Genomic DNA, 25,526 nt, shown 5'->3' with positions numbered 1-25,526 from the left:
GGACCCCGAGGCATCGAGGGGACGCTCTAGTGCGGGCTTCGTCTACGCTCGCTTTGCTCGCTGCTCAGCCGTGGTTCGACTGATGCGCTTGCGCGCATCGCTCACCATGACACTAGAAGATACGCAGCAGCGGTGACGCAGGCGGTTCGTGCGGAATCGCGGCACCGAGCGCGTCAGCAACGTCGCGCGCGATAACGCCGACTGGGTGCCACCTGTGGGCGAGCTTGCCGGCAAGTCCATGCCAATAGGCTGCGGTGCGTGCGGCATCGACCGGCGCGAGCCCCTGCGAGAGCAGCGTGGCGATCATTCCGGTGAGCACGTCGCCGGTGCCGGCGGTCGCCAACGCGGGCGTGCCCGTCGTGTTGACGTGCATCATCTTGCCGTCGTAGATCAGCGTCGATTCGCCTTTTAACAGCGTCGTAATCCCGGTGCGTTCGACGAACTCGCGCAAACGTGCGATGCGTTCGCCCGGCAGTATCGTGCCTTTGCCGGACAGCCGCGCAAACTCGCCCTCATGCGGGGTGAGCACGATAGGTTTGTCGCGCAAAAGTTCTAGATTCTTCGCAAAATGAAAGAGCGCGCTTGCATCCGCTACCATCGGAAGCTCGCAGCGCTGCACCAAGCCGCGCACGATCTCGCCGGTCCGGTCGTCCAATCCTAACCCGGGACCGATTCCTATCGACGAGCAGCGCTTCGCGACGTCGAGCAGGTCGTCAACTACCTCGGCCGCGCTCCCGTCGCCGATCGTCACCACGACTTGTTCGATTAAATGCGATCGAAGGGCAGTTGCCGCGCTTTGCGGCGTAGCGACCGTGACGTATCCCGCTCCGGCGCGAGCGGCGCCGAGCGCGCACAGTACCGCGGCGCCCGGAAACTGTTCGGATCCGGCTACGATCAGCGGCGCGCCCGCCTTTCGTTTGTCCGCGTCGGCGGCGCGGTGCGGCAAGAGCGCGACGAACTCCGTGTCGTTCAGCGCTTCGTATTGAGCGGTTTGCGAATCGAGCGCCGCTTGGGGCAACCCAATCTCGCCAAGGAAGAGCGCTCCGGCGTACGAGCGAGCCGGCTCCAGCAGCAATCCAATTTTTAGCGCGCCGAGCGTCACCGTGTACCTGGCGCGAATCGCCGGTTCGCCGGCGGCGCCCGATTCCGCGTCCGTTCCGCTCGGAATATCGATCGAGAGCACGGAGATGCCGCTTTCGTTTATCGCGGTTATCACCGGCACGTAATGCGCGGGGATAGGCAACCGTGAACCGGTGCCGAGCAGACCGTCGATGACCAGCACGCAGCCCTTCAAGGCTTTCCGCGCCTCGGTCAAGTCGCGCGGAAATGCTTTCACGCTGACGCCGCGATCGCGCGCCCGGCGTTCGGCCGCGCGCCGTGCCGCGGAAGGCGCCTCGCTTTTTTCCGCATAGATGGTGCGCGCGCAGTTCTTCGGGAGCGTAGCGAGCGCCGCGAATGCGTCGCCGCCGTTATTGCCTTTGCCCGCGAACGCCACGATGCGCCCTTCCCCCACAAAGCCAAAGGCACGTTCGGCGACGCGTTTGCCTGCGGCGCGCATCAGTGCGTCTTCGCTGACTTCCGAAAACGCCGCGCGGTCAATCTCGCGCATCTGCTGCGGGGTGAAGACGCGCATCAGCGTCCCTCGAGAATAACGGTGGCGGCCGCGATGGAGTCGGTGTGAGTGATCGACAGGTGAATTGCCGTGACCCCGCGCTGTTCGAGTAGCGCGCCGGCGGAGCCGAAGAGCCGGATGGCAGGCTTGCCGCTGCGCTCGTGCGTTACGCCGACGCTGCGCCAGGGGATCGCGTGGCCGAACGCCTTACGGGTGGCTTCTTTTGCTGCGTAAAATCCGGCTAAGCGCTGAGCGGGTTCGCGCTTGCGCAGTGCGTACGCCATCTCTTCGTCCGTGTAAATCTTTCTGGCGAACCACGCGAGCTCGTCTTCATTGAAGCGGTAGCGCGCAACCTCGGCGAGGTCCGTGCCGATGCCCACGATCATGGCGGGCGTTTTCGCGGGGGCGTCGAAATAAACCGCCCCAGTGATGGAGATGCAATTGCGTATCGTTCCCGTCAATGGGATCGAGCCCGCCTTTCTCTCTCGTCTGGGACTCTGTTTGGCGGAGCGTTTTCTCTATGACGTCGTCGTCGAACGGCCGCTCGCGCTCTCACGCAGCTGCCTGAACAGCACACGGCGGCAGCTCTTTCTGCCGACCCTGACCACGAAGATCTTGCGCGAGTACGGCAGTGGCGGCGGTCTGCTGCTGGGAATCACCGATTTCGATCTCTACAAGACCTCGCAGCGCTTCGTCTTCGGCGACGCCGACGAGCAGCGCCGGGTCGCGGCCGTTTCCATCCATCGCTTGCGCAACGAATTCTATGGCGAAGACGCGGATGAGAACATGCTCTTCCAGCGCACGCTCAAAGAATGCGTTCACGAACTCGGGCACTCGTTGGGATTGAAGCATTGCTACAACGCGCGCTGCGCGATGCACTATTCTAACTCAATCTTCGAAACCGACAATAAGATGCCGCACTTTTGCGAGGTTTGCGAGAAGCGAAGCCGCGCGCGGAGCTAGTCGCGCAGGACGCGCGCCTGCGCCATCGTCACGCAGCGCCGCGAGCCGGCCGCATCTACCAGGAGTTCGCCGGTCTTTCCTAACGCCAGCGCGGTAGCGTCAAAGGGCGCGGGCGCGCCGTCCAACAGCAGCCGGTAGCGCGCGCCGGGAATCAGCGCGGCTTTTTCCCACTCACGCGCGATCGATTGCGGCGACTGCAAGCTTCCGTACGACTCGCCGGCACGACGCAGAATCGCTTGCAACAGTTCGTTGCGCTCGAGCTCGCGCACGTCGGAAAGAAACGCCGGGGGCGGGTCGATGCCGGCGATATCGTTCGAATCTTCGGGGCGGCGCACGTTTATGCCGACGCCGCATGCGGCCCAGGCCTCATCACCGGCGACGCGCGACACGCACAGGATGCCGGCCAGCTTCGCGCCGTTCAGGAGCACGTCGTTCGGCCACTGGAGCTGCGCACGCACGCCGAAGTTCGCCAGCGCTTCGTAAACGGCGAGTCCGATCCAGAACGGCACGATCCACAGATCGCCCGACGGAACGGGCTCCGGCAATGCGGTCGTAAACAGCAGTGCGCTCCCCGGCGGCGCGATCCAACTCCGGCCCTTGCGCCCGGCGCCCTTCGTCTGAAAATCCGCAACCAGCGTCAGTCCGCGCGCCTCGCCCTCGCCCAGCAATTTGGCGATATCGTCGTTGGTGCTGCCGGTCGATTCGACGTAGCGGATTTTCTCGAAGCGGGTCACAGGGGGCGCGGTTCGCCCTTCGACTGCGCGCTCCGCTGGACGCGGAGCGCTCGCTCTGGGGTGCCCTTCGACAAGCTCAGGATGACATCCCGACAAGCTCACCATGACACATGAGAGGCGCCCAGCGCCCATTGGCCGTACTCCCGCCATCCTATGGCTATTCAGCGAACGCTTATTCTTTGCAAACCCGACGCGGTGTCGCGCGGTGTTTCGGGCGAAATTATCTCGCGGCTGGAACGCCGCGGTTATGTGATCGTCGCCATGAAGCTGATGCAGCTCGACGGCGAGCGCGCGCGCAAGCACTATGCGGAGCACGACGGCAAACCGTTCTTTAACGGACTGGTGCAGTTCATAACGAGCGGTCCATTGATCGCGATGTGCGTGGAAGGCGAAGGCGCAATTGCCGGCTGCCGCCAGCTCATGGGCGCTACCGATCCGCTGGCCGCGGCGCCCGGTTCGATTCGCGCCGATCTCGCGCAGACGATCGGGCGTAATCTCGTGCATGGCAGCGATTCGCACGAGAGCGCCGAGCGCGAGTTGAAGATTTTCTTCGATCCGGCCGACTTCGTTTCGCGCCGCCACGATCTGGAACGCTGGATTTTCGAAACCTAAAATGGGGCGCCAGCCGCAGGACGGGCCACCGCTGATCGAAGGTGTGCGCGCTCGCGAAATCTTGGACTCGCGCGGCAATCCGACGGTCGCCGTCACGGTGACCACAAGTTTTGGCGCGGTCGAAGAAGCGATGGTTCCTTCGGGCGCCTCCACCGGCGCGCATGAAGCCGTCGAACTGCGCGACGGCGACCCCAAGCGGTACGGCGGCAAGGGCGTTCTCAAAGCGGTTGCCGCCGTCAACACGATCATCGGGCCGGCGCTCGAGGGAATGGATGCGACCAAACAGCGCGAGATCGACGAAAAACTGATCGCGCTGGACGGGACGCCGAATAAAAACAAGCTCGGCGCCAACGCGATGCTCGGCGTATCGCTGGCGGTAGTGCGCGCAGCCGCTGCAAGCGTTGCCGTACCGCTATATCGCTATCTCGGCGGGCCGTCGGCGACGCTCCTACCGGTGCCGCTCATGAACGTCATCAACGGCGGGAAACACGCCGAGGGCGGATTGCAGATCCAGGAATGCATGATCGTTCCGCTCGGCGCGCCGTCGTTGCATGAAGCCGTTCGTTACGGCTCAGAAGTCTTTCACGCGCTCGGCAAGATCTTGCACGAACAGGGCCAGCCGACGACGGTCGGCGACGAAGGCGGCTATGCGCCGCATCTCGACACGCCGGCACAGGCGCTCGATCTGCTCGTGAAAGCGATTGAGGCTGCCGGTTACAAGCCCGGCTCCGACGTGGCAATCGCGCTCGATCCCGCGTCGACCGAGTTCTTCGCGGACGGAAAGTACTATCCGATCGATACGAAGCGCGCGTTCACCGCCGCGCAGATGGTGGACTTTTACCGCGAGCTGATCGACACGTATCCGATAGTCTCGATTGAAGACGGCTTAGCCGAAGACGACTGGAACGGGTGGACGCAGCTGACGCAAGCCCTGGGATCGCGATGCCAGATCGTCGGGGACGATGTCTTCGTGACGAACACGGAGCGTCTGGAACGCGGCATCCGCGAACGCGCTGCGAATTCCATCCTTATAAAGGTAAACCAAATCGGGACGCTGAGCGAAACGCTCGAAGCCGTGGAGATGGCGCACAAGGCCGGGTTTACGTGCGTGATCTCGCACCGCTCCGGTGAAACAGAAGACTCGGTTATCGCGGATATCGCGGTTGCGACGTCGGCAGGGCAGATAAAAACCGGATCGCTCTCACGCAGCGATCGCATTGCGAAGTACAATCGATTGATGGCGATCGAAGAAGAACTCGGCGCGGCTGCGCGCTACGCCGGTTCGAGCGTTTTCAAAACTTTGCACCGCTAGCGTTCAAGCGGCTAGCCGCCGTCGTTCTCAGCCAATGTCGTAAAGCGCCTGATTGCTGCGTGGATTAAATCTTGCTTATAGTGCCTATGGGCTATGCGTTTTGGGAACAATAAAGGCGCTTCACTCGAGTCACAACATCGAAAGCGAGCAGCCCTATGCGCAGCATATCCAGCCGAGCCCAGGCGGGTCTGGTTCTCTCGTTCATCTTTTCATGCGCTCTTTGCATCCCCGCACGCGCGGATTTACTTAACACGATTTCAGGCACTGTCGGCGGCGTTGTTTCGGGAACGCTCGGCGGCGCTGTTTCAGGTACGCTGGGAGGAGCGCGCGGCGGCGGTGTGCTGCCGAGCGGACCGGCCGGCACCGTCAGCGGAGTTAGCCCCGGCACGATGAGCAGCTCGCCTTCCCGTCCGGAAGGCCCCGGTTCGTCGCCCTCGCTCAGATCTTCGGTTGCGTCCGCTATCGGAGTGATGGCTCATCAACAGTTCGTCGCGCAAGTTCTTTCGGTTACGCCAACATCGGCGCGCGTTCGTTTGCGCGACGGATCCACGCGCACGCTCGCGCTGACTCGCGGCCTTGCGGCTGCGCTGCGCGCGTACGTTGGAAAAACGGTGATGCTGCGTTCGGTCGACGGCACCCATCTTACCGGCATCGTCGGTCAGAATGACGCGGTCCGCGGAACAGTTATCGCGATCGATGACAACAACGTGACGATGGTTTCGCCAAACGGCGAGACGTTCGTCATCTCACTGGCTGCGAATCAAAGGCCGCGTTTCGGCGTCGGCGCACGCGTCGTTGCGGTATCGCATGATTTCGGCAGAACGGTGCAGCTGTCGCCGATATCAGCCTTGGCTGACGCGTATTTAGGAAAAGTCTCCGGCGCAAGCGGAAACACGGTCACGCTGCGCATGGGCAATCAACTACAAAGCTTTGCAGCCGATTCAGCGATGGTGCGTCTGGCGGCAGCTCACGCAGGCCAGACCGTCGCGGTTGATTCGCCCGACGGCCTCAACGTAAAATCGTTACTCTCCGGTGCCACACTGCTGCATTTGGCGGCCGTTGCGCGCGGAACCGCGGTTGCCACCAACGGGATCAGCGCCGCCGTAACGGCGGTTGGAAACGGCAGACTGACCGCACAGCTTCCCAACGGCGATCTCCAAACGCTTTCAGGAAATGTTGGGTCGCTGCACGCGTCGTCGAGCGTGCCGATTGTCATTACACCGCTCGATCGCGCGCACTTCCGGGTTCAATCGGGAACGCACGCGGCGACGCTCGCCGACGCAAATGTATGCGCGACGGCCAACTCGAGCTGCAAGAGCAGCATGCAGGGCCACGTCGTAACGGTGGGGCCCGAATCGCTGTCGGTTCGCATGGGAAATGGCGACGTTTCGACCCTGTTCGGTAAGATTGCAAGTCTTGGGCTGACGCGGGGCAGTCCGATAACGGTAACACCGTTGGACAAGACGCTGGCCCGCGTTACGTCGGGCTCGCGCGTCGCGAACGTCGTACGCGCCAGCGCTTGCAGCACGATCAATTCAGGATGCACCGGGAATGTTACGACGGCGCCTGCGACCGCGGTGAACGCGAGCGCCGGCGACAGCACACCCCGGAATAATCTTGCGCACCAGAACAGAACGGTGGCGGGCAACCACATGTCGGTAGCGGCGGGTAAGAAGATCGATCCCGGCGCGGCGGCATGCGTGCAGATCAATGCGGGCTCTTGCGCGTCTCCGTCAGGAGGTGCCGGAACGGGTACGCTCCCGGTGGCGCGCGCAAGAGTGAACGGGTCCGTTGGGAACAACGCGCCCGCAAGCAACCTTGCGAACGTGAACCGGTCGGCGGGTCGCAATAACGCAATCGCCGTCGCCGGCGCGAATCGCAGCGCGGCCGTTGGCTGCGCCTCCGTCAACTCTGGATCGTGCGCATCTTCCGGGAGTCCCAACACGGTCCCCGTGCCGGCAACTAAAGTCAGCGCCGGCATCGGCAACGGTACGCCGCCGAACAATCTGGCGAACACGCAAAGAACGGCGGCGGGCAATAATGCGCTTGCAACGGCCGGCGCGAATCAAAACGCGGCTGCGGGATGCGTTTCGATTAACGCGGGACCTTGCGTAACCTCGTCAGGCAGCACCCTGCAGTCGGGAAGAGTCAGCGCCGCTGTCGGAAACGGCACGCCGGCTAACAATCTGGCGAATGCGAATAGAAGCGTGGCCGGCAACGGCGTGGTGGCGACGGCGGGCGCGAATCGCAACGCGGCCGCGGGTTGCGTCGCGATCAACGCCGGAGCGTGCGGCTCGGCGACCCCGCTCAATACGACGGTCCCTGCAACGAAGGCCGGTATCGCCATAGGCAACGGAACACCGCCCAACAACTTGGCGAATACGCAGCGGTCGGCGGCGGGCAATGATGCGCTCGCGACTGCCGGCGCGAATCAGAGCTCGGCCGCGGGTTGCGTTTCAGTCAATGCCGGACCGTGCGTGACTTCTTCGGGAAGCATGACGCAGTCGGGCAAAGTCACCGCGTCCGTTGGAAACGGACCTTCGAACAACCTCGCCAGCCAAAGCCGATCCGCGGCCGGCAACGACGCGGCCGTGAATGCAGGCGGGAATCGCAATGGAGGCGGCGGTTGCGTGTCGATCAACGCCGGAGCTTGCCAAGCAGCATCGTCGGTAATCGGCGGTAACGCCGGCAACGGCAACGGCGGCAATGGCACCGGCGGTCCCGGAAGTGGCCGCGGCCACGGTGGTCCCGGCATCTCCGATCAGACCGGCGGCTCCGTCGTCGTGGTGAATGGCGCCGCCCTGACCGCACCCAATGGAAACAATGGAACGGCCACGGCTGCATACACCGGACTCGTGGCGGCGTGCGGCAATGATGGACGCGTTATTGTGTCTGTCGCAGACATCGCTTCGGCCAAGCGCATCGCCGGCGCGAAGCTGCATTTGATCGGCAGCGGCCGGTCCGACTGGGCGGTCACCCGTTCCGGAGCCGTCATATTTGCCCACGTACCCGCGGGCACATACCGGCTGCAAGCCACACGCGTTGGATACAAACCGATCCTGTCGCCTGCGTTCCAGGTGCAGTGTGCGGTTGCAACCACGCTAAAGGTGCGGATGGCGCGCACATCCTCGAAATCACCGGCGCGATCGGGTCGATGACCTAAATCGCGAAAGCGAAGAGGCCGGCTTTTTGCCGGCCTCTTTTTTAATCCGTGAAGTCTTGCACGAACAGCATTTCGCCGTCCGGCTCTTGCACCGCCGCGATACCGACTTTTGAAAAGTGTCGCTGCATGATGTTTGCCCGATGTTCGGGGCTTTGCAGAAGAGCTTGGTAAGCCGTTGGTTCGTCAGGGCTCATGGCGAGATTTTCGCCGGCCCAACTGAACGAGATCCGGTAGCTCTTCATACGATCGAAAGGCGACTGACCATTGAGGGATGCGTGCGCGAAATAGTTGTGCAGGGCCATGTCGCTGGCATGCTGGCGCGCCACCTGCGTCAGCCGGCTGTCCAATTTCAGCATCGGTAGGCCGGCGCGAGCGCGCGTCGCGTTGAGGTCGGCAAGCATGCGCTGCTCGGCCGATACGGATATCGGCACACTCTGCAGAGCTAGGCCAAGCACAATGGTATGAAGCATCGTATAGAGTTATTCGGCAAGGCCGGCCCCGACTTTGCATGGTTGCTTTTGGCAGGCGGGCCGCACCTAGCATGGGAACGAGCGAGCGGGCGCTTTTGTTCGGGGGGCCCGTAGCTCAGCGGTAGAGCGGCCGGCTCATAACTGGTTGCGCGGAGGTTCGAATCCTCCCGGGCCCAAACGAAGGCCGCGTCCGTGGCGCCATCGTCTATCGGTTAGGACATCGCCCTTTCAAGGCGGAAAGACGGGTTCGATTCCCGTTGGCGCTACCAACCTGGGCTCGATTTTACGGGCCCTTATTTTCTGATAGTGATGTAGACGTGCGTTTGACCACCCGAGTCACCCCGGCGATCGACCACGCGAAAAATCATGAGGCATTCTCCTGCCGTTTTTCCGGTGACAACAAGCGTCAGCGCGACGCTCTCAGGCGAATGTTTCGGAATCGCGCGGTCAATCGTGATGTAGTGTTTGGTCTCTGGTTCGAAAAACGACGTACTGCAGTGATCAACAGTCTCGATTTTCCGCCAATCGCCTTTTGCTTCAGCGTGAATGTTGCGCGTTTCGCCGACCTTTAGGCGAAGCTGCATCGGAACAACCTTGACAGCGTACTCTTCCTGTGCGGATGCGGGCACGAACGGTACTGCGCCAATGGCCAAGACAGCCATTGTCATAGCGAGTGTTTCCAAATTGAAATTAGGGCGTCTATCGAAGCGCAATTGTTAGCCTCTTAGGAACCCGTTCTGATGCATCGAAGTGCCGCTTGATTTTGCAACTCCGGCACTTATCGCCCCAAAACGTAAAGTCTGCGGAGTAGCCCTCCACTACAAAGAACTCAAAATGGCGAAGAGTTTGGCTACTGACTCTGTCGCTGACAGGGCCACGGCCGATTGAAAGAGTCGCGAAGACTTCTTCCAAGTGTTGAGCACCCGTAATATAAACCGTGACTGTGTAGTGGTCGCCTTGTCTGGTTGCGGCCTGCGTGGCAGGACTCGTTAGCAACATCAGGGCGAGGAATGCAATAAGGGCCTTTTTCATAAATCAGCCTCCTTACGGGCGCCGAAGCGCCGCATTTCGGTGCTTGGAGAAGAGCTATCCGAACCCTCTCTATTCGGTAGCCGGGAAGAGCCCGATTTCTCGATTTTACGGGCTTTTTTTTGCGTTCTGGGAGAAGCACCGGCGATTCCCGAAACCCAGTTACCAAGATGAGGCTCCTTATGACGATGCTCGTTCGAGACGAAGCCGACATTCTCGACGAGAACATTCGTTTTCATCTTGCCAACGGCGTCGACTACATTCTCATTTTGGACAACCTGTCGACTGACGCGACGGCGGAGATTGCCAACCGGTACGTGCGCTCCGGGCACGCTCATTACGAGTTCCAGCCCAATGACATTTACGCGCAGAGCCGGTGGGTCACCGCAATGGCTCGCCGTGCCTATACCGAGTTCGGCGCGGATTGGGTCATAAACAGCGACGCCGATGAATTCTGGCTACCCCGCCACGGTTCGCTCAAGGATGTGCTCTCCGACGTTCCGGCGGGCATCGATGTTGTGACCGCTGAGCGCAGCAATTTCGTCCCACGACACGAGCACGGCGAACCGTTCTGGAAGCGAATGGACGTGCGCTGGGTTTCGTCGTGTAACGCGCTTGGCGACCCGCTGCCGCCGAAGGCGGCGCACCGCGGCCGGGACGATGTCGAGGTCGCTTTCGGGAATCATGCTGCGACGTTTGGCGGCGTGCAGCCGGAGAGTCATCAGGCCGAAATCGATATCTTGCACTTCCCGGTGCGCACGCGACGTCAGTACGAGAACAAAATTGTCAATGGCGCACAAGCGCTCGCAAACAATCACGAACTTCCGCCGGAGATTGGCCGCACGTGGCGTCAGCTCTATGAATGCTGCAAAAACGGCGACTTTCAACGCGTATGGGAGCGCGAATGCTTGTCGGAATCGGATGTCGCCGCAGGCTTAGCACTTGGGACGCTCGTGCGGGACGAGCGTCTGATGCGGGCATTAGATACCGCCGTTGCCCACAAGTGAGCGCAGTGGAAATTGACGCCGTGGTTGCCAAGGGCGCAGCGTTTCTTCGAAAGCGCCTGAGATCGGGCGTGTACGGATTATCGGTCGTCGGTCGAGACACCGCTCGGGCCTCAGACAACAGCGGTCACATTTTTGCGGCGGCCTTTATTGCCGAAGCAATGACGGGCCTGTTGGATGAGATCGACCGCAGCCTTATTTTGGTCAGGATTCTTTCCGAAGAAAATGAGGGACTCTGGGGATACTCGCCTCCGGAGCGCTGCCACCGCGAACAATCCCTTATGCTCCATGTCGATTCCGATGATTCCGCCTACGCCTTGCGCACGTTGCAGCGCCTCGGGATCAATCGGCCGCCAACGCGCTTGTTGAGTTTTTATCGCAAACCGGAGCGGATGTTCGTGACCTTCGATTCGCCGGCTCCGCCCTCGTTGACTACAGACGTTTCGGTCGCGCACAACTTACTGGCACACCCCGAGGTCAACGCAAACATATTCCTTGCGCTTCAGGGAACACACCTTGAAGAGTTCGTTAACTACGACGTGTTGCTGCAATCACAGCACGAGAACGGTTTTTGGCCGTCGTACTTCTACCCGAGCCCGCTGTTCGGAACGCAGCTTGCGCTCGACGTCTTTCATGCGAAGGCCGAGTTCGCGGGTCCGGTTGCACGTGCGCTTTCGTTCATCGTGCAGACACAAAACGCCGATGGCTCGTGGGGCACGCAGAGCGATCCGTACGAGGCCGCGCTGGCGGTTGCCGCGTTGGCTGGGCGCCCCGAGCACAAAACCGCGATGGATGCAGGCGTCGACTATTTGCTGTCTTCCATGGCCCCCGATGGCTCGTGGGCGTCGCAAGCGTGCGTGTGGGAATTTCAGGCCGGCGAAGGCGACGTGTGGCGCGCCTTTGACGTGCACCGCGTTTATGTTACGGCGCGTTGTTTAACTGCGTTGCGTCGATCCACCGGTGCGCTTTCGGTAGTCTCGTAATGCTCGAACGCGGCATCGTAACGCTTAGCGATGCGGCCTATTTCCCCGGTCTTCTCGCGCTTCATCGCTCGATTCAACAAATGCAGCCGTATCCGGTCATGTGCTACGACATCGGCCTTACGACTGAACAGTTGACTCACGCCGCCGGGCTGGACAACCTCCATGTGCTCGACCTGCCCGACGATCCGCTCATCGAAGAGCTGCAGATCGCAACTGCCGGCGCAACGCCGCTAAAAAAACCGACAAAGCGTATTTGGCCGTTGTGGATCTGTCCGCTCCTGATTCGCGCGGCCCCATGCAACGACGTCTTCTGGCTCGATTGCGACATGCTCGTCTTGCGCTCGCTCGGCGAGTTATTCGCAAAACTTGACGGCGGGCCGGTCTTTACGCCGGAGAACAAGGCACCGCATCTCACCGCAAATTCGCCGGAGCTGTACGATCTTATGCCGATCGCACGGTCGTTCGACCGCAACGCGCCAACGGTGAATGGCGGCGTATCGGGCTGGCGCCGCGGCCGTGACGACGCCGCGCTGGCCGCGTACATCGCGCCCATTGCAGCCGGAGCGCGCGACGCGCGAATCCTCGCGGCACTTCGGTGGCACGATCAGGGCGCGCTGATTTGGGCGATTCAGTCGCTCGGCCTCGAAGACCGGGTGCTTGGCGATGCGCGTTGGAACCTCTGCGTCGATCACGTCAACGGCGCACCAGACCTTTTGCAATGGGACGACCAACTTGCAGCAAGACTGCGCGAAGCGCTCCCCGACGTCGGCATCGTGCATTGGAACGGGCGCCCCGTTCCCTGGAACGCCTAAGCTACTTCGCGCCGAAAAGCACGCGCATGCGGTGCCACTCGATGCGCATGTGCGGCATGAAGAGCCCAATATAGAGCGGCACGAAGACCAGGTAGCGCACGTCGACGCGTGCTGCATCGAACGCAAACACAAGCGGTCCCCACGCCTTGTAAAGACTCTCCTCGAGCATTGGAATATATGGCTGACCCTGCCTGCGAAAGGCCATGACCTCGAACCTTCCGGCCGCCGTTTTGTATCCTTCATAGAGTGCATATGCTGCAAGGAAGAGCCACGCAATGATCCCAGGCGAGCACAAAAAGACGGTACCTGCAAATGAGACAGCCTCCAGCGGTACGAGCAGCGCAACGATTCCGCGCTCAAGCCGAGGCGCGCCAATATCCGAAACGACGGTACGCAGCCCGGCTGCGCGATCTTGATCGGCTGTGTGAAGCTGATGCGAAAGGATACCGCGCACGCCCGCGGACAGCGCCCACGCGACGGCAAATGCGACAAGCGCAGGCGTGACGGAACGAATCCCGAGATGCTGCGCCACGATGAGCGCCAGTACGGCGGGATAGACGTGGGCGGCCAGCGCGTCGGATGCGACACCCAACCATTTCCGCTCTTTCACGCGAACCGGCGGCACAGAATACGCTAGCGGCAGACACAGCTCGAGAACGGTGAGCGCCATCGCCTGCACTCCGCCCCCGATCGCAGCACATGCGAGCGATAGCGACGCCGACACTACTGCGACCAGCCACATCCGCGGCCTGCCGAGTCGAGCAGCCGCGTTGCCACGCCCGATCAGGGCATCTTCTTCGACGTCGAAAAGCTCGTTGATCGCGTAGCCGTAGTTCGCCGCGCCGCTCACAGCCAGAACCACGGTCAGGAACAGCACACCGACCGCGATGTCGAGTGGCTTTCCATCCGCGAGCAAGAGCACGAGCATGAAAGACAGGGGTATTTTGTTGTACCACCACGCTCGCTGCCGCACAAACAGCCATGACATTGGGCGAATTATTGCCTGACGCTAACCTTCGTGAGGTGAAAAAAATCAAGAACGCGCGCAAGCCCACGCTGGATCTTGGGGTAGATGCGCAGTTCGTCGATTTGCGATTGGCGCAACGCCAACTCGGCATCACGCGCTGCAGTTCCCGCCTCGGCTTCGGCGAGGTAGGCGCGCACCTGGTCGATTTGCGATTGGCGCAACGCCAACTCGGCATCACGCGCTGCATTCCTCGCCTCCGCTTCGGCGAAGTAGGTTCGCATCTCGTCGATTTGCGATTGACGCGAAGCCAACCCGGCATCACGCGATGCAATCCACCCGCTGTAAAGACACCACTCGCTGAGGAACGCTTCCCTAAGGCTCTTCGCCGATGGCCGCTTGGCTTGGGGTAATCCTCCAGGAAGATCTGCTTCGCGTTCGAGGCTGCTGTAAACGCTTTCGATTTGCGGCAAGACATATCGCAGAAGTGCCGGCCGTAGTGAACCGGGCTCAATTACCTGCAGAAGCTCGGGATCAAATGGCGATGAAGCGTGAAGATTCAGATGAAGACCGGATCTTTGCGCAACCATGGCGAGGAACCGATCCGGGTTTCGAGCCACTTCGGACACATTTGCGATTACACAGCGACTGCGATTTGCTCGGGCAAATTGCAAAATTATTTTGTTATGTTTGAGGTACGCCTGGGCCGCGAGCTCCGGTGAAAGCCGGATAGATTCATCTTTGCGGCGGAAAACGGAATCAACAACTTCGCTCGGCTCGCGGTAGACGAACACGTAGCATGCCTCGGGCGCCAGGTTCGCCCAAAAGTCAAGAAAAATCGTCGTGCGCGGATCCTTCCAGCCCCAACCGGAGTTGCGCGCGTTAGCTGCAAGGATGTCGCGGGCCTCCGCGACGGCGTCTGCAGGTAAGGTCAGCGCACCGGATGCCGCCAAGCCCGAATCATCATGACCGGTAAGGCGAAGCCAGCGCCTGTGGAATTCTACGAAATCCAAATTCTCGAAGTGGCCGCGCTCATTTCCCCTCGAGGCGGCCATAAGCCGAGTGCCCACATCGAGGCCGGCTTCGCGCAGAAGCGACGAAACGAATGAGGTTCCGGATCGATGCATTCCCGTAACAATGAGCGGCGGTCGAGTCGACCGGGAGTCACGTTTCAATTCGTGTTCGCATTCGGATTTCAGGAATGCCAGTCCCGCCGCAAAACCGGCTTGTCGACGGACCTAACGAATGTTTAATGTTTGCCGGCGATGACGGGAGTCTATCTTAGGGACTGCGCGTGATCGAGAAGCTGTAGGTCGCTGGATTCGGATTAGTGCGTGTGATCGTCATGGTGATCGTATTGTCGCCTTGCATGATGAGCGTGGCCGTACCCGAGGTGTTGCCCGTCACGTCTCCCGAGTCGTAGTGATAAACACCGCGGCCTTGCCAGTTGCAGGAGGCGGTGCCGTACTGCGAAGGGTCGACACGGCAGCCGAAGGTGCCGGTCTCGTTGAGGTTCTGTACCGTGCGTTCGTAGGTGATAAAGAAGACGCCGGACATGTCGGTCGGTCCGATGGTGAACGTTGTATCGGTGCCCACCCACCGGCCCTGCCAGACCGCCGCCTTGTACAGATAGACCGTGTACACTGCGTTACCATTGTCGAAGAGCTCGGCAGGTACGTTCTGTAAGGCCCCGCGGTAGCCGTTCGCGAGCACCTGGACGCGAAGCGCATCCGTATAGCCGTTGAGCCTCGCGAAATAAAGCTCGCCCTGCGCAGCAGTTGTACCGGTAGTGAGCGTTTGGCCCGCCGTGCCGATCAGATTCACGACGGCGCCGCTGACGGGCTGATCTGTGTCGTGATCCAAGACCGATATCGTGAGCGTTTTCTCTGTATTGCCGTTTGGTGCGTGGTACGCAGGCCCAGGCTGCAGCTCGATCAGGAGATAGTCGCTGACCCCGGTCGTGTTTCCGGCGCCCCGGCCGATAACGGCCGTATTGGAGTTAGGCTTCCACATTGCCCCGTCGGGAGGCGTGGCTGTGAAGGCGCGCAGATCTCCGATCACACCGTTATGCGTCATCGTCGCTCGTCCGCCGGATCCCGTTACCGCCGTATTTCCGCTCGCGTCGCTAACCGTCGCTCCCGCTATCGGGACGCGCGAGCCGTCGGGCGCGACACCAAAGACGTCGATCACGATCGACCGCTGTTCCGAGAATCGGCCGCCGCGTCTGCGATGTAACGTGATCGCCTGCTGGTAGGAGTGCTGGTCCGGCGAGATGACCACTTCCGTCAAGGCGTTGTCGAATTGGCTTCCACCGTTGACGCGCAGGCGCCATGTGCCCGTGAAGAGATTTCCGGCGAGCGTCGCAACGCCGCTCGCGTCGGTTACGGCGGTGATGCGCCCGGTCGTGTTGGGATCGAATGCGGGCAGGGAGTAATACATCGTGACGGCGCGTTCGGGGATGGGCGCCCCGGTTTCATCGGTGACGGTAACGGTGACCGTCGCACTCACGTACGGGTACGTTTGCGTCTGCGCCAGCAAAACGCCAAGGAGCAAGCCTGTTATCATGGCATTCCGGTCTCCGCCGTTAAGCGGTTATCCGGCCTGCGGCGATCGTCCTCGCGTGCGGCGTTTTTGCCCGGTGGTCCTCAGTAACCGCTAATCGACCGATTCGATTCCCGTAGGCGCCACCAGCTTTGGCCCCTCGCGCAGCTGCTTGAGCGTAGCCGCCGTTTGCCGGATGCCAAGTGCTATCGCCTCGGCTTCGTGAACTTCCGACTCCGCTGCCAGGCGAGCTTCGCGGCATTTCGCGATAGCGGCGTCCGCTTCATGAATCTTCGCCGCGCCCGCCTCTAATTGCGCTGCGGCATCGCGAGCGCCGGCTTCGGTTTTTGTTAAATTGGACTTGGTCTGAATAACGACGTCCCGAGCTTCTGCAAGGAGCGCCTCGAGGTGTTTAACGGAATCTTCGGCAGCGCTAACCGCGTGCTGTGCCGCGTTTACTTCAGCATCTATCTGAGCGCGATGCTGTTCCGCGTTCTCGCGCTGTTCCGTGAGCGCTCTTGCCTGCGCTTCAGCGTCGCGCTCCGCCTCAGCAAGTTTCGCGACCGCGGCGCGTTTTTCGTCGAGCCGCAGACTCTGAGCGAGCTCCGCTTCGGCCGCTTCTTTTTCGAGCAGTTGCGAGATCTGCCGCGCGTCGTTCAGGAGCTTTTCGAGCCGCTCGCGATGATCTTCGGCGCTGGGGGGAGGCGCCGTGGGTTCGATCGGCTTAGCCGTGACGGTTTCAGCCGCGGCCGGCGCTTTGAAGGCGTAGCGGTCCTCGTTCTCCAGTTCGCTGACCTGCAAATCGCCCAGCACCTTCTCGAGCTGCTGCGGCGCATCGCCGCGTGGTTTGCTACGCGCACCAAATGCACGGCCAATAAGGCTCATAAAAGAGCCGGTTTCCGCATGAGAGTCCCTCCCAAATACTCTATCGGCAGGGCGTCCGCGAGATACAGTCTCTAGTGCTTCAAAAAGGGGTCTGAAAGCGCAGGATTCGTTAAGAACGTTTGGTCTGTTAGCGAATTCAGGAACGCCATGAGGTCGCGGCGCTCTTGGGCGGTTAACGCAAACCCTCGAATCACCAGGTCTTTGTGGGGATTGAGGCGGCCGATGCCCCGGTAGGGGCCGCCGGTAATCGTCCTCCCGCCCGCGCTGTAATGGTCGAGGGCAGCGTCGAGGTCCTTCACGCTTCCATCGTGCATGTAGGGCGCGCGAACGGCGACGTTCCGCAGCGTCGGCGCCTTAAACGCGCCCATGTCTTTCGGCCGGCGCGTGAACTCATACAGTCCGGGATTATTGACCGGGTATGCTCCGTCCGGGCCGATGTTATACAATCCCGTGTTGTGGTAGGCGGTGCGAAAGATGCGCGTCCGGATGTCGGCCGACGAATCGCTGAAATTGATGCCGCCGTGGCAATGAAAGCACTCCAGCTTTTCTCCGAAGAATAACGCCTCGCCGCGTTTTGCCGAAGCGCTAATCGCGGACGGCTTGCCGCCATACCGGTAGAGGTCGTACGGCGAGGAGAACGAGACAAGCGTTCGTTCGAATGAAGCGATCGCTTTTGTGATCGTTCCGAGCGAAATGGGCTGAGCGATGGCGGGGAATGCTTCGCCGAACAGTTTGCGATACAACGCCTGCGCCTGCAACCGGGCGACAAGTACTTTCTCGTGACCCGCAAGGCCGAGCTCGACGGGATGCTCGCCGAACATCGGCAACAGCATCTGCCGCTCGAGCGAATGCTGCGTTGGGTTTGCCCACGTCAGCGCCGTGTTGTAGCCGACATTCGTTAGGTTCGATGCGCGGCGAGGATGATGCTGGCCGGTACTTCCAATTGCGGTCGGCTTGTTATCGGTAAAACCAAACCGCTGCTGGTGACATGTCGCGCACGAGAATGTCTGATTGAGCGAAAGGCGTTTGTCATAAAACAAGTATCTGCCGAGCGTCACTTTTTCTTGCGTCATCGGATTATCGCTCGGTACGATCGGCGGAGCCGCCCATGGTGGCAGGTTCCAACGATAATGGGCAGCGGGACCGGCCGACGCAATCGCAATGGTGGCTGCAATCCACGTTGCAGCCAAAGTTCCGAAAAAACGCATAGCGTTAACGAATCCGAAAAAGCCGCTGTTTGGCTGCCGGTTCGCCTTCAAAGGTCACGCCGAGATCGCGCATGACCGGCTGGCACGCGTCGCCGCGCCCCGACATGCACCCGCCCTTTTGGGCGAGCTGCATCAGGTCTGCATCTGCGAACAGATCCGCAACGTCCGCCACAATGACGTTCTTGGCCGGATCGAAGCCGTCCAGGTCGACGGTGGCGCGATTCGGACTCGCGCAGTGCGCGATTTTAGCGCTCAGGACGCACCCGGTGCTCCCTACGTGAAGAATGTATGATGCGGAGCGGCCCGACGACGCGACCCGGGCGTCGAACCGCAGGAACTTGTAACCGTCCTGCCAGCTCCAAAACATGTCGGACAGATTCAAAGGAGAGAGAGCGATCGTGGCGTCGGCGTGATCCAGATCGTCGGGAACTCCCAGCACGAACTCGATGCCGGTGTAGCGCTGTCGCGGCGCGGACCCCACGATTTGCGTGTGCAACTGCGGCGATCCGTTGGCGCAGCCGCTGTGCGGATCTTCGAAGCTCAGGAACGCGACGTCGCGGCGTTGCCAGACGCCGTCCTGCTGCAGCGTCAGCGGCACGCGTTTTCCGCCGGCTGCAATCAAGGCGACCTGGGATAGATAAAAACGAAAGTATTGGGGAGTCGCGGTCGCGCCGTCACGGCCCAATGAATATGCCAGGCCGCACTGAAACGGCCGCGCACCGACCGTAGCCTCGAAGCGAATATGAAAAGTCTCTGAGGCTCCTAGCGGCGCGGCGGGACCCGGCACAGCCCGGGCTGCCAGAACCGTGATTAAAATCAGGAGCATGCGGATCGCCGAGGTTGTCCAGGTCACTCCTTTCATCGTAGTGCGAACGAAGCATCGCGGTCTTGTACGGAGTTAGCTTGGGGCACATAGCGCGAAATGGTTGACAAACATATAAGTGATTGCTTATGATTAAGCCATGCCTGCCGCGCCGGACCTGGTCATGCGTACGCTCTCGGACCCGACGCGCCGCGCGATTTTCGAGCGCATTGCCGCCCAGAAAGAAGCCAGTGTGGGGGCGCTGACAGCGTACGCCCGCGTTTCGCAGCCGGCCGTTTCCCAGCACTTGAAAGTCCTGTACGAAGCGCGGCTCGTTTCACCGCGGCGTGAGGGCCGCAACACGTATTATCGCGCCGAGCCGCGCGGGCTCGAGCCATTGGCCGCATGGCTGCGGCAACACGAGCGCGCCTGGGCGCAGCGCCTCGATCGCCTGGAAACCTATGTGCAGCAACTGCACGGAAAAGAGAAGAGCCGTGGCCGCAAACGATAAGACCTCCGAACCGATCCTAACGCTTACGCGCGTGCTCGATGCCGCGCCGGATGTCGTGTTCAAAGCCTGGTACGAACCCGAGCACCTGAAACAGTGGTTCGCGCCCGACGGCTTTACGATTCCGCATTGCGAGATCGACCTGCGCCCCGGCGGCACGATGTTGTTCAGCATGCAGTCGCCGCAGTGGCGGGAAGGGCGCGCCGTCTATTCCAAGGCCACGTTTCAAGAAGTCGAGATTCCCAAGCGCACGGTCTCGCTGGTGCATTTTTCAGACGAGCACGGAAACTTCCTCAAACCGGCGGAGTGCGGGTTAAGCGAAGATTTCCCCGACGAGATGGTGATGACGGTAACGCTCGAACCGCTCGACGGCGGCAAGAGAACAAAGCTCACGGTCACGCAGTCGATTCCGCTCTCCGTTGCCGAGCCTAACGGTGCCCTAATCGGATGGGGACAGACGCTCGATCATCTCGTCGAGCACCTGAAGACGATGTAGGTGTCCGGACTTTGCCGGGAGTAAGGCAGTGCTTCAAAGGAGTGCTCTTTATGAAGAGATCGATGGCTCTTATCTTGGGCGCCGCCGCAGTCGCCACGCTGACAGGATGCCCGTTTGGCGCCTCCTACACGGGCCCGACGGCATGTGCCCTGCTCACCGCACCGCTGGCTCAAAGCGTCATCGGCGCCCAAGCAAAACAAACCAGCTCGGAGAAGCTCAGCGACTACGTTACGACGTGCGAATATCGTAACGGCCTGAACACCGTTTCAGTGGAAGCGGGCAGCTGGGGATGGTATTCGCACACGGCCAAAGGGCCGGCCGTCGCCGGAATCGGGGACGAAGCGTACATGAGTCCGTCGGGGCTTTTGGTGCGCAAAGGCGGCAACGGTATCTTGGTCAATCTCACGGTCACCGGCGACTTCCGCGAACCCGTTGCTAAATCTGCGGCGCGCGAGGACAAGCTGAAAAAAGAGCTGGCGTCCAAACTGGTCGCCAACATCTAATGATATGAGTTGCGGACGGTTTCCAGAAACGTATTGCCGCGCGCAGGTTGGCCGTTGGCCATGAGAACGTCGGCGTCAAAACCGGGATAGATCGCGCGAAAGCGCCGCTGCTTCCAGCCCTCGACCGTCATGCGGCCGGGCGCCTTTTTTGCAAAGCGGTTGGAGTAGCCGGGGATGCCGGTACGGTCGCCCCTGAGGTCGCGCTTGTCTTCGGTCACGAAGACGGCGTTAAAGCCCTCCACCCGGGCGATCTGACTTTCGATGCGCTGGATTGTAGCCACGTTAACGATAACCTTACCTCGGCGGTGCGGCGTTGCAGGGCTGCCCGCCAATGCAAACGCTCCCGGGCCGCCGAACGTTAGGATGACATGATACACGGGCTCTTTCGACGGGCGGCCTTTGCCGCAACCATCCTTTTCGCACTCCAGGCCGCCCTGCCGGCAGCCCCGCAGGGGCTGGCCTCGGGCGACCTGTTCCAGAGCTACGAACTTCTGACGACGACCTACTATTCAAAAGTTGACGTTCAAGGCGTGCTCGACGGAGCCCGCAAGGCGCTTGCCGCCGAGGCCGCGCACCGCGGCGTCGTTGTGACGCTGCCCGTTATGCGCGCTCGCGCGAGCAGCGGCGAAAACGTCGCGCAGATCGCCGCTGAGATCGCGCGCACCGAGACCGCCACGCATGAGTCCGAGACAGTGCTCACCTACGTCGCGATCGGCGGCATGGCTAAAGCGCTCGGCGACCAATACACCAGCTTTTTCACGCCCGAAGAGTATCAGAAATTCAACGACGCCCTCGATCCGCAAAAGATCTCGGGCATCGGCGTGCTCATCGAGCCCGATCCGGCAACCCAGTACATCCGCGCATACTACGTGGTGCCCGGAACCCCGGCCGATCAGGCGGGCATTCTCGCGGGTGACGATTTCATCAGCGTGAACGGCACGTCTACCAAGGGGCTGAAACAAGAAGACGCCGTGAAACTCTTGCGCGGCGAGGCCGGCACTACAGTGCATCTGCAAGTTGTGCGCGACGGCAATCCGGTCGGAACGCTCGCGATGACACGCACGGACGTTCAGCCTCCTACCGTCATCTACAAGATGCTGCCCGGCAAGATCGGCTACGTCGCGATCTTGACGTTCGGCCGCGAAACTCCCGACCAGTTCGGCGCGGCGCTGAACCGCCTTGAAGATCAAGGCGTGCGCGGCTACATTCTCGACCTGCGCAACAACGGCGGCGGTTACGTCAACTCGGCGCTCGACATCAGCTCGAAGTTCATCAACAACAATCCGCTGCTGACCGTCGAAGAGCGCGGCTCACACGTTTACACCGTGCAGGCTCCGCAAGACGCGCTGCCCGCCAAGCCGATGACCATTCTCGTCAATCGCTACACGGCTTCAGCGTCTGAAATCACGGCGGGCGCTCTGCAAGATAACGGCATCGGCGTGCTGGTCGGCGAGAAAACGTACGGCAAAGGCGTCATGCAATCACTCACGCAGTTACCGGACGGCGCGGCGATCAAGATCACGACGGCGCATTACCTGACGCCGAAGCATCGCGACATCAATCTCAAAGGCATCGAGCCGGATTTTGCGGTGACGGAAAACAAGAACGCGCGTTTCGGCGATGCAACCAACGACGCACAGCTGCAAGCCGCGATCTCGATCCTCACCAAAAAAATAGCCGACCGCTAACCCGCCTCATTCCACCTCGGGCCCGGTCGTGCTCCGGCATCCCGCCTTCGCGCGCCCTGCTTCTTGGCACCGCTCTCGCCCTCCATGGCTCCGCGGTCGAATTCAGACGCCCTCGGTGGAACGAGGCGGGTTAGCGGTCGGCTCGAATACAGAAGCAAACTCGGGCGATTAGCTCAGCTGGTAGAGCGCTTGCTTTACACGCAAGATGTCGGCGGTTCGAGCCCGTCATCGCCCAAATGAGATTATGTTAGATACAAAACAGTTCGTTACGACCGAGATCGCGGATGGCATCGCGATCGTTACCATGCGCCGTCCCGAGAAACGCAACGCGCTTTCATTAGGCGTGATGCGCGAACTCGTTCGCGCGTTTAATGCGATTGGTGAGGATGCGGATGTCCGCGTCGCAATTCTGTGCGGCGATGGGCCGGCGTTCAGTGCCGGACACGACCTACGCGAGCTGCGCGATCGCGATGTGGCGGCGTACCGAGAAATTTTCGACGTTTGCGTCGAGCTGATGGAGACGATTCAGCAGATTCCGCAGCCCGTGATTGCGGAGGTCGCGACGATCGCGACGGCGGCCGGCTGTCAGCTCGTGGCGTCCTGCGATCTGGCGGTTGCATCGACCGAGGCAACCTTCGCGACGCCAGGCGTTCGCATCGGACTCTTCTGTACGACGCCGATGGTAGCGCTCACGCGGGCCATTGGCCGCAAGCGGGCGATGGAGATGCTCCTGACGGGCGAATTCATCGATGCTCCCACGGCCGCAGAATGGGGACTCGTGAACCGGGTTGTCGCGCCCGAGCAGCTGCGTGCGGAGACGCTGGCGCTCGCGCGAAAAGTCGCCGAGTCCAGCCGCATGGTGGTCGGATTGGGCAAGAAGGCTTTCTACGCGCAGAACGGTTTGGAACAGCACGATGCGTACGGCTACGCCAAGGAAGTCATGACGATGAACGCGCTGGCCGAGGACGCGCAGGAGGGGATGGCCGCCTTCCTGGAGCGGCGGCGCCCGAACTGGCGCACGTAGCGCGGCCAAAAAAATTCTGTGGATGGCGGCAGGGGGGATGCCGAAAACGCGGAAACGTGATTCCTCTCCCGCACGGGCAGTGGGCCCCGGCGGTGTAGCAACACAAAGCGTCGCCCACACCCGGTATGCGGGCAACCGCATACGCGACGACAGTGAGGGCTCGCTTCTGGCGGGCCTTCCTGTTTTTTGACGCGAAAGCGCCCGAGAAGTGAATCGTCTCGACCCGCGGACGCGTTTTGCCGCGTTCATCCTTTTGATTGGTCTGCTCGCATGCGCGGTCGTCTTTGTGGCGCGCCTGCGCATCGAGAACGGGACGCGCCGCGTCGAGATCGCGATGGACTACAACGATTTCCTTTCGTTGGCGCAATCGTACGACTATAATCCGGCCGCGTTCTTGGTCGAGCTGCGCCGCGCAGGGCTTACGTCGCTGGCGCTGACCGAAGAGCTCGGCTCCAACGTCGGCGGTTCGAACAAGGCCCTGGCGATCGACGGCGCCGCGCTTTTGGCGCAGGCGCATTTGGGCGGCCTTACGGATCCGACGCTGTTGTCGCTGGTCCACGCAAACAAGGTCAGCGCCGACGAAGTGTACCTGCTCGTGTACGACGACGCGACGTACGCGCGGTATCGCGCGCAGCTGCCGCTGCACTTTGAAACGAAAAGTATTCGCGTTCTCCACGCCACCAAGCCGTACGTGATCGCGCTTCGCTCGCAGATCGATTACTTCAATACGACGGGGCTTGGAATTCCATCGGATCAGATCGCCCTCGCGCGCCACTTGGCGCTCTTTATCGATCCGCGCTTTCAAAACGACGAGCGTTTCGCTCTGCCGCAGATTCGACGCGAGTTTCAATATACGGGCGCGGGCAACCGCTTGGCGACGGTCATCTTTTTCGGCTTGCGCAATCAGGTGATGGGATTTCCGGATCACATCAAAGACATGGCGCAGCTCTTTAACGAGCCGCCGTTCGGCGAGCTGAATTTCGGCGAAATCGAAACGTACGATCCGACCCAGGTACAAAAAGGCAACGCCGAGCTAGCGTCGCTGATTCCCGGACGCACGGTGCGGGTCGAAGCGATCAGCAAGGTCGAACTCGACAAGCTCAGTTTGCCGGAGGTCGTTGCGCGTTACGAACTCGGGGTGCGCGAGCGCAACGTGCGCGTCATCTATCTGCGGCCGTTCGGGCATCAATACAACGGCCTCTCGATCGAAAAAAGCAATGTCGAGATGGTGCGCGAGCTGGCGGACGATCTTAAAGCGCGCGGTTTCAGGCTAGGTCGTGCCGCGCCGATTCCGCAGTATCGCGGCAACAGTCCTATCCTGATCGGCATCGCAATCCTCGCGGTGCCTTCGATCTTCTTGCTGCTCCTGGGTTTCTACGGCTGGTACCGTCCGTTGTGGGCAGTTTTGGCCTATGCCGGCACCGTGTTGCTCTACTTAGGCGGCATTGTGTCGCACCACGATCTGCTGGCACGATCGATCGTCGCGCTCGCGGGAGCGCTGCTCTTTGCGACCGCTGCGTTCAGTGCGCTCAGCCGCGCGTTTATGCAGCCGCCCGCGACCACCGCCGGACGTCAGATCCGCCGCAGTTTGGGTTGGACGCTGATTGCAACGGGCGTCGCGCTGCTCGGAGCGCTGGTGGTTGTCGGCATCATGAGTTCGCCGCTGGTTATGGAGGAAGTCGAGCCGTTCCGCGGCGTCAAGTTGCTGCTCGCCCTGCCGCCGTTGATTGCGCTGGCCCTCTATCTTTTCACCGACCGGTTCGACCCGCAGCCGCGCAGCGCGCGCGAAACGCTGGCCGAACCCGTGCGCATCTTTCAGTTGATCGCGGCGGCGATCGTCTTGGGCGCCGGCGCACTCGTGCTGCTGCGCAGCGGTAACACGAGCGACATTTCGCCGTCGTCGTTCGAGCTGGCGTTACGTCACAACCTCACGTCGATCTTGACCGTGCGGCCGCGTTTCAAAGAGTTCTTGATCGGGTTTCCGGCGCTCATGCTGCTGCCCGCGTTGCGTTTGCCTCACCGCCGCTGGCTGGGCGTACTGCTCGTGCTGGCGATCGGTATTGGGCTTGGCGACGTCATCGACACGTTTTCGCATCTGCATACGGAGCTGCTCGTCTCGGTGCTGCGCGTCTTTAACGGATTCGTCATCGGCGCGATCGTAGGCATCGCCGCCATCCTCATCTATCGCGCGTTTGCATTCCGCCGCTAACGCT

At 61.3% G+C, this 25,526-nt stretch carries 25 protein-coding genes and 3 tRNA genes; 16 read left to right on the top strand and 12 right to left on the bottom strand.

The features are described 5' to 3' along the window. Window positions 1–112: 112 nt before the first annotated feature. Both VFO29_10280 and acpS read right to left on the bottom strand, forming a co-directional pair. Window positions 113–1,633, bottom strand: coding sequence for an NAD(P)H-hydrate dehydratase (locus tag VFO29_10280; GenBank protein HET9393887.1), 1,521 nt, complete (start codon window positions 1,631–1,633; stop codon window positions 113–115). Then, complete coding sequence (gene acpS / locus VFO29_10275) at window positions 1,633–1,998, bottom strand: holo-ACP synthase (GenBank protein ID HET9393886.1); 366 nt, start codon at window positions 1,996–1,998, stop codon at window positions 1,633–1,635. Before acpS ends, VFO29_10280 begins: the two co-directional genes overlap by 1 nt. Before the next feature lie 43 nt (window positions 1,999–2,041). On the opposite strand from acpS, the gene VFO29_10270 reads away from it, so the two are divergent. After that, complete coding sequence (locus VFO29_10270) at window positions 2,042–2,575, top strand: archaemetzincin family Zn-dependent metalloprotease (protein HET9393885.1); 534 nt, start codon at window positions 2,042–2,044, stop codon at window positions 2,573–2,575. Here VFO29_10270 and VFO29_10265 read toward each other — a convergent pair. Further along, window positions 2,572–3,309 (bottom strand): biotin--[acetyl-CoA-carboxylase] ligase, encoded by a 738-nt coding sequence (locus VFO29_10265; GenBank protein ID HET9393884.1) that lies wholly within the window; start codon window positions 3,307–3,309, stop codon window positions 2,572–2,574. The two genes, VFO29_10270 and VFO29_10265, sit on opposite strands and share 4 nt — an antisense overlap. 153 nt (window positions 3,310–3,462) lie before the next feature. Between VFO29_10265 and ndk the strand changes: the two genes are divergently transcribed. The 3 genes from ndk (at window position 3,463) to VFO29_10250 (ending at window position 8,391) form a co-directional block, all read left to right on the top strand. Then, the gene (gene ndk, locus VFO29_10260; GenBank protein ID HET9393883.1) at window positions 3,463–3,921 is read left to right on the top strand and encodes a nucleoside-diphosphate kinase; all 459 of its coding nucleotides are present in this window, start codon (window positions 3,463–3,465) and stop codon (window positions 3,919–3,921) included. A gap of 1 nt (window position 3,922) precedes the next feature. Further along, window positions 3,923–5,233, top strand: coding sequence for a phosphopyruvate hydratase (gene eno / locus VFO29_10255; GenBank protein HET9393882.1), 1,311 nt, complete (start codon window positions 3,923–3,925; stop codon window positions 5,231–5,233). 155 nt (window positions 5,234–5,388) lie between these two features. Further along, the gene (locus VFO29_10250) at window positions 5,389–8,391 is read left to right on the top strand and encodes a carboxypeptidase-like regulatory domain-containing protein (protein ID HET9393881.1); all 3,003 of its coding nucleotides are present in this window, start codon (window positions 5,389–5,391) and stop codon (window positions 8,389–8,391) included. A 46-nt stretch (window positions 8,392–8,437) separates the two neighbouring features. Here the strand turns inward: VFO29_10250 and VFO29_10245 are convergent, their stop codons facing one another. After that, a complete protein-coding gene (locus VFO29_10245) occupies window positions 8,438–8,866 on the bottom strand; it encodes a CAP domain-containing protein (protein HET9393880.1) in 429 nt (142 codons plus the stop codon). Window positions 8,867–8,970: 104 nt separating this feature from the next. Here VFO29_10245 and VFO29_10240 point away from each other — a divergent pair. Together VFO29_10240 and VFO29_10235 are read left to right on the top strand one after the other, a co-directional pair. Beyond that, a tRNA-Ile gene (locus VFO29_10240) sits at window positions 8,971–9,042 on the top strand. Between the two features lie 18 nt (window positions 9,043–9,060). Next, a tRNA-Glu gene (locus VFO29_10235) sits at window positions 9,061–9,135 on the top strand. A gap of 24 nt (window positions 9,136–9,159) precedes the next feature. On the opposite strand, the gene VFO29_10230 is transcribed toward VFO29_10235, so the two are convergent. Continuing rightward, window positions 9,160–9,534, bottom strand: a complete 375-nt coding sequence (locus VFO29_10230) for a hypothetical protein (GenBank protein HET9393879.1) — start codon at window positions 9,532–9,534, stop codon at window positions 9,160–9,162. 531 nt (window positions 9,535–10,065) lie between these two features. On the opposite strand from VFO29_10230, the gene VFO29_10225 reads away from it, so the two are divergent. Genes VFO29_10225 through VFO29_10215 form a run of 3 tightly spaced genes read left to right on the top strand, consistent with a single transcriptional unit; the run spans window position 10,066 to window position 12,694 of the window. Further along, the gene (locus tag VFO29_10225; GenBank protein HET9393878.1) at window positions 10,066–10,902 is read left to right on the top strand and encodes a glycosyltransferase family 2 protein; all 837 of its coding nucleotides are present in this window, start codon (window positions 10,066–10,068) and stop codon (window positions 10,900–10,902) included. Then, on the top strand, window positions 10,899–11,882 hold the full coding sequence (locus tag VFO29_10220) for a hypothetical protein (protein ID HET9393877.1): 984 nt from the start codon (window positions 10,899–10,901) through the stop codon (window positions 11,880–11,882). The genes VFO29_10225 and VFO29_10220 overlap by 4 nt, the downstream gene beginning before the upstream one ends. Further along, window positions 11,882–12,694 carry a hypothetical protein gene (locus tag VFO29_10215; GenBank protein ID HET9393876.1) on the top strand — a complete coding sequence of 271 codons (813 nt, stop codon included), beginning with the start codon at window positions 11,882–11,884 and terminating at the stop codon, window positions 12,692–12,694. Before VFO29_10220 ends, VFO29_10215 begins: the two co-directional genes overlap by 1 nt. Before the next feature lies 1 nt (window position 12,695). Here VFO29_10215 and VFO29_10210 read toward each other — a convergent pair whose 3' ends face one another. From VFO29_10210 to VFO29_10185, 6 genes are all read right to left on the bottom strand, one after another. Next, on the bottom strand, window positions 12,696–13,682 hold the full coding sequence (locus VFO29_10210; protein ID HET9393875.1) for a UbiA family prenyltransferase: 987 nt from the start codon (window positions 13,680–13,682) through the stop codon (window positions 12,696–12,698). A gap of 8 nt (window positions 13,683–13,690) precedes the next feature. Then, window positions 13,691–14,833 (bottom strand): sulfotransferase, encoded by a 1,143-nt coding sequence (locus VFO29_10205; protein HET9393874.1) that lies wholly within the window; start codon window positions 14,831–14,833, stop codon window positions 13,691–13,693. Between the two features lie 106 nt (window positions 14,834–14,939). Then, window positions 14,940–16,223: a hypothetical protein gene (locus VFO29_10200; protein HET9393873.1), complete on the bottom strand. Its 1,284-nt coding sequence runs from the start codon at window positions 16,221–16,223 to the stop codon at window positions 14,940–14,942. Window positions 16,224–16,313: 90 nt separating this feature from the next. Continuing rightward, on the bottom strand, window positions 16,314–17,084 hold the full coding sequence (locus VFO29_10195; GenBank protein HET9393872.1) for a hypothetical protein: 771 nt from the start codon (window positions 17,082–17,084) through the stop codon (window positions 16,314–16,316). A 71-nt stretch (window positions 17,085–17,155) separates the two neighbouring features. Further along, window positions 17,156–18,292, bottom strand: coding sequence for an MbnH family di-heme enzyme (locus VFO29_10190; protein HET9393871.1), 1,137 nt, complete (start codon window positions 18,290–18,292; stop codon window positions 17,156–17,158). A 4-nt stretch (window positions 18,293–18,296) separates the two neighbouring features. Next, window positions 18,297–19,145: an MbnP family copper-binding protein gene (locus VFO29_10185; GenBank protein ID HET9393870.1), complete on the bottom strand. Its 849-nt coding sequence runs from the start codon at window positions 19,143–19,145 to the stop codon at window positions 18,297–18,299. A gap of 109 nt (window positions 19,146–19,254) precedes the next feature. On the opposite strand from VFO29_10185, the gene VFO29_10180 reads away from it, so the two are divergent. Genes VFO29_10180 through VFO29_10170 form a run of 3 tightly spaced genes read left to right on the top strand, consistent with a single transcriptional unit; the run spans window position 19,255 to window position 20,601 of the window. Further along, window positions 19,255–19,605, top strand: a complete 351-nt coding sequence (locus tag VFO29_10180) for a metalloregulator ArsR/SmtB family transcription factor (GenBank protein HET9393869.1) — start codon at window positions 19,255–19,257, stop codon at window positions 19,603–19,605. Continuing rightward, a complete protein-coding gene (locus VFO29_10175) occupies window positions 19,589–20,098 on the top strand; it encodes an SRPBCC domain-containing protein (protein HET9393868.1) in 510 nt (169 codons plus the stop codon). Before VFO29_10180 ends, VFO29_10175 begins: the two co-directional genes overlap by 17 nt. A gap of 50 nt (window positions 20,099–20,148) precedes the next feature. Further along, on the top strand, window positions 20,149–20,601 hold the full coding sequence (locus VFO29_10170) for a hypothetical protein (GenBank protein HET9393867.1): 453 nt from the start codon (window positions 20,149–20,151) through the stop codon (window positions 20,599–20,601). Here the strand turns inward: VFO29_10170 and VFO29_10165 are convergent. Continuing rightward, on the bottom strand, window positions 20,598–20,978 hold the full coding sequence (locus tag VFO29_10165; GenBank protein ID HET9393866.1) for a hypothetical protein: 381 nt from the start codon (window positions 20,976–20,978) through the stop codon (window positions 20,598–20,600). The two genes, VFO29_10170 and VFO29_10165, sit on opposite strands and share 4 nt — an antisense overlap. On the opposite strand from VFO29_10165, the gene VFO29_10160 reads away from it, so the two are divergent. From VFO29_10160 to VFO29_10145, 4 genes are all read left to right on the top strand, one after another. Continuing rightward, a complete protein-coding gene (locus VFO29_10160) occupies window positions 20,970–22,289 on the top strand; it encodes a S41 family peptidase (GenBank protein ID HET9393865.1) in 1,320 nt (439 codons plus the stop codon). The two genes, VFO29_10165 and VFO29_10160, sit on opposite strands and share 9 nt — an antisense overlap. Window positions 22,290–22,451: 162 nt before the next feature. Further along, window positions 22,452–22,524, top strand: a tRNA-Val gene (locus tag VFO29_10155). A gap of 9 nt (window positions 22,525–22,533) precedes the next feature. Beyond that, window positions 22,534–23,313, top strand: a complete 780-nt coding sequence (locus tag VFO29_10150; protein ID HET9393864.1) for an enoyl-CoA hydratase — start codon at window positions 22,534–22,536, stop codon at window positions 23,311–23,313. 208 nt (window positions 23,314–23,521) lie between these two features. Beyond that, window positions 23,522–25,522 (top strand): DUF5693 family protein, encoded by a 2,001-nt coding sequence (locus VFO29_10145; GenBank protein HET9393863.1) that lies wholly within the window; start codon window positions 23,522–23,524, stop codon window positions 25,520–25,522. Window positions 25,523–25,526: the final 4 nt, after the last annotated feature.

The sequence above is a fragment of the Candidatus Rubrimentiphilum sp. genome, from assembly GCA_035710515.1.
Taxonomy (GTDB): domain Bacteria; phylum Vulcanimicrobiota; class Vulcanimicrobiia; order Vulcanimicrobiales; family Vulcanimicrobiaceae; genus Rubrimentiphilum.
The sequence above is the reverse complement of the archived record's forward strand: the minus strand, read 5'-3'. Positions and strand labels throughout refer to the sequence as shown.

Bases quoted from the DNA above. Each gene is read 5' to 3' on its own strand.
- VFO29_10160 (HET9393865.1), top strand. From the start codon at position 20,970: ATGATACACGGGCTCTTTCGACGGGCGGCCTTTGCCGCAACCATCCTT.
- VFO29_10200 (HET9393873.1), bottom strand. From the start codon at position 16,223: ATGATAACAGGCTTGCTCCTTGGCGTTTTGCTGGCGCAGACGCAAACG.
- VFO29_10170 (HET9393867.1), top strand. From the start codon at position 20,149: ATGAAGAGATCGATGGCTCTTATCTTGGGCGCCGCCGCAGTCGCCACG.
- VFO29_10225 (HET9393878.1), top strand. From the start codon at position 10,066: ATGAGGCTCCTTATGACGATGCTCGTTCGAGACGAAGCCGACATTCTC.
- VFO29_10180 (HET9393869.1), top strand. From the start codon at position 19,255: ATGCCTGCCGCGCCGGACCTGGTCATGCGTACGCTCTCGGACCCGACG.
- VFO29_10195 (HET9393872.1), bottom strand. From the start codon at position 17,084: ATGAGCCTTATTGGCCGTGCATTTGGTGCGCGTAGCAAACCACGCGGC.
- VFO29_10190 (HET9393871.1), bottom strand. From the start codon at position 18,292: ATGCGTTTTTTCGGAACTTTGGCTGCAACGTGGATTGCAGCCACCATT.
- VFO29_10280 (HET9393887.1), bottom strand. From the start codon at position 1,633: ATGCGCGTCTTCACCCCGCAGCAGATGCGCGAGATTGACCGCGCGGCG.
- ndk (HET9393883.1), top strand. From the start codon at position 3,463: ATGGCTATTCAGCGAACGCTTATTCTTTGCAAACCCGACGCGGTGTCG.
- VFO29_10245 (HET9393880.1), bottom strand. From the start codon at position 8,866: ATGCTTCATACCATTGTGCTTGGCCTAGCTCTGCAGAGTGTGCCGATA.
- VFO29_10250 (HET9393881.1), top strand. From the start codon at position 5,389: ATGCGCAGCATATCCAGCCGAGCCCAGGCGGGTCTGGTTCTCTCGTTC.
- VFO29_10270 (HET9393885.1), top strand. From the start codon at position 2,042: ATGGAGATGCAATTGCGTATCGTTCCCGTCAATGGGATCGAGCCCGCC.
- VFO29_10210 (HET9393875.1), bottom strand. From the start codon at position 13,682: ATGTCATGGCTGTTTGTGCGGCAGCGAGCGTGGTGGTACAACAAAATA.
- VFO29_10150 (HET9393864.1), top strand. From the start codon at position 22,534: ATGTTAGATACAAAACAGTTCGTTACGACCGAGATCGCGGATGGCATC.
- acpS (HET9393886.1), bottom strand. From the start codon at position 1,998: ATGATCGTGGGCATCGGCACGGACCTCGCCGAGGTTGCGCGCTACCGC.
- VFO29_10230 (HET9393879.1), bottom strand. From the start codon at position 9,534: ATGACAATGGCTGTCTTGGCCATTGGCGCAGTACCGTTCGTGCCCGCA.
- VFO29_10215 (HET9393876.1), top strand. From the start codon at position 11,882: ATGCTCGAACGCGGCATCGTAACGCTTAGCGATGCGGCCTATTTCCCC.
- eno (HET9393882.1), top strand. From the start codon at position 3,923: ATGGGGCGCCAGCCGCAGGACGGGCCACCGCTGATCGAAGGTGTGCGC.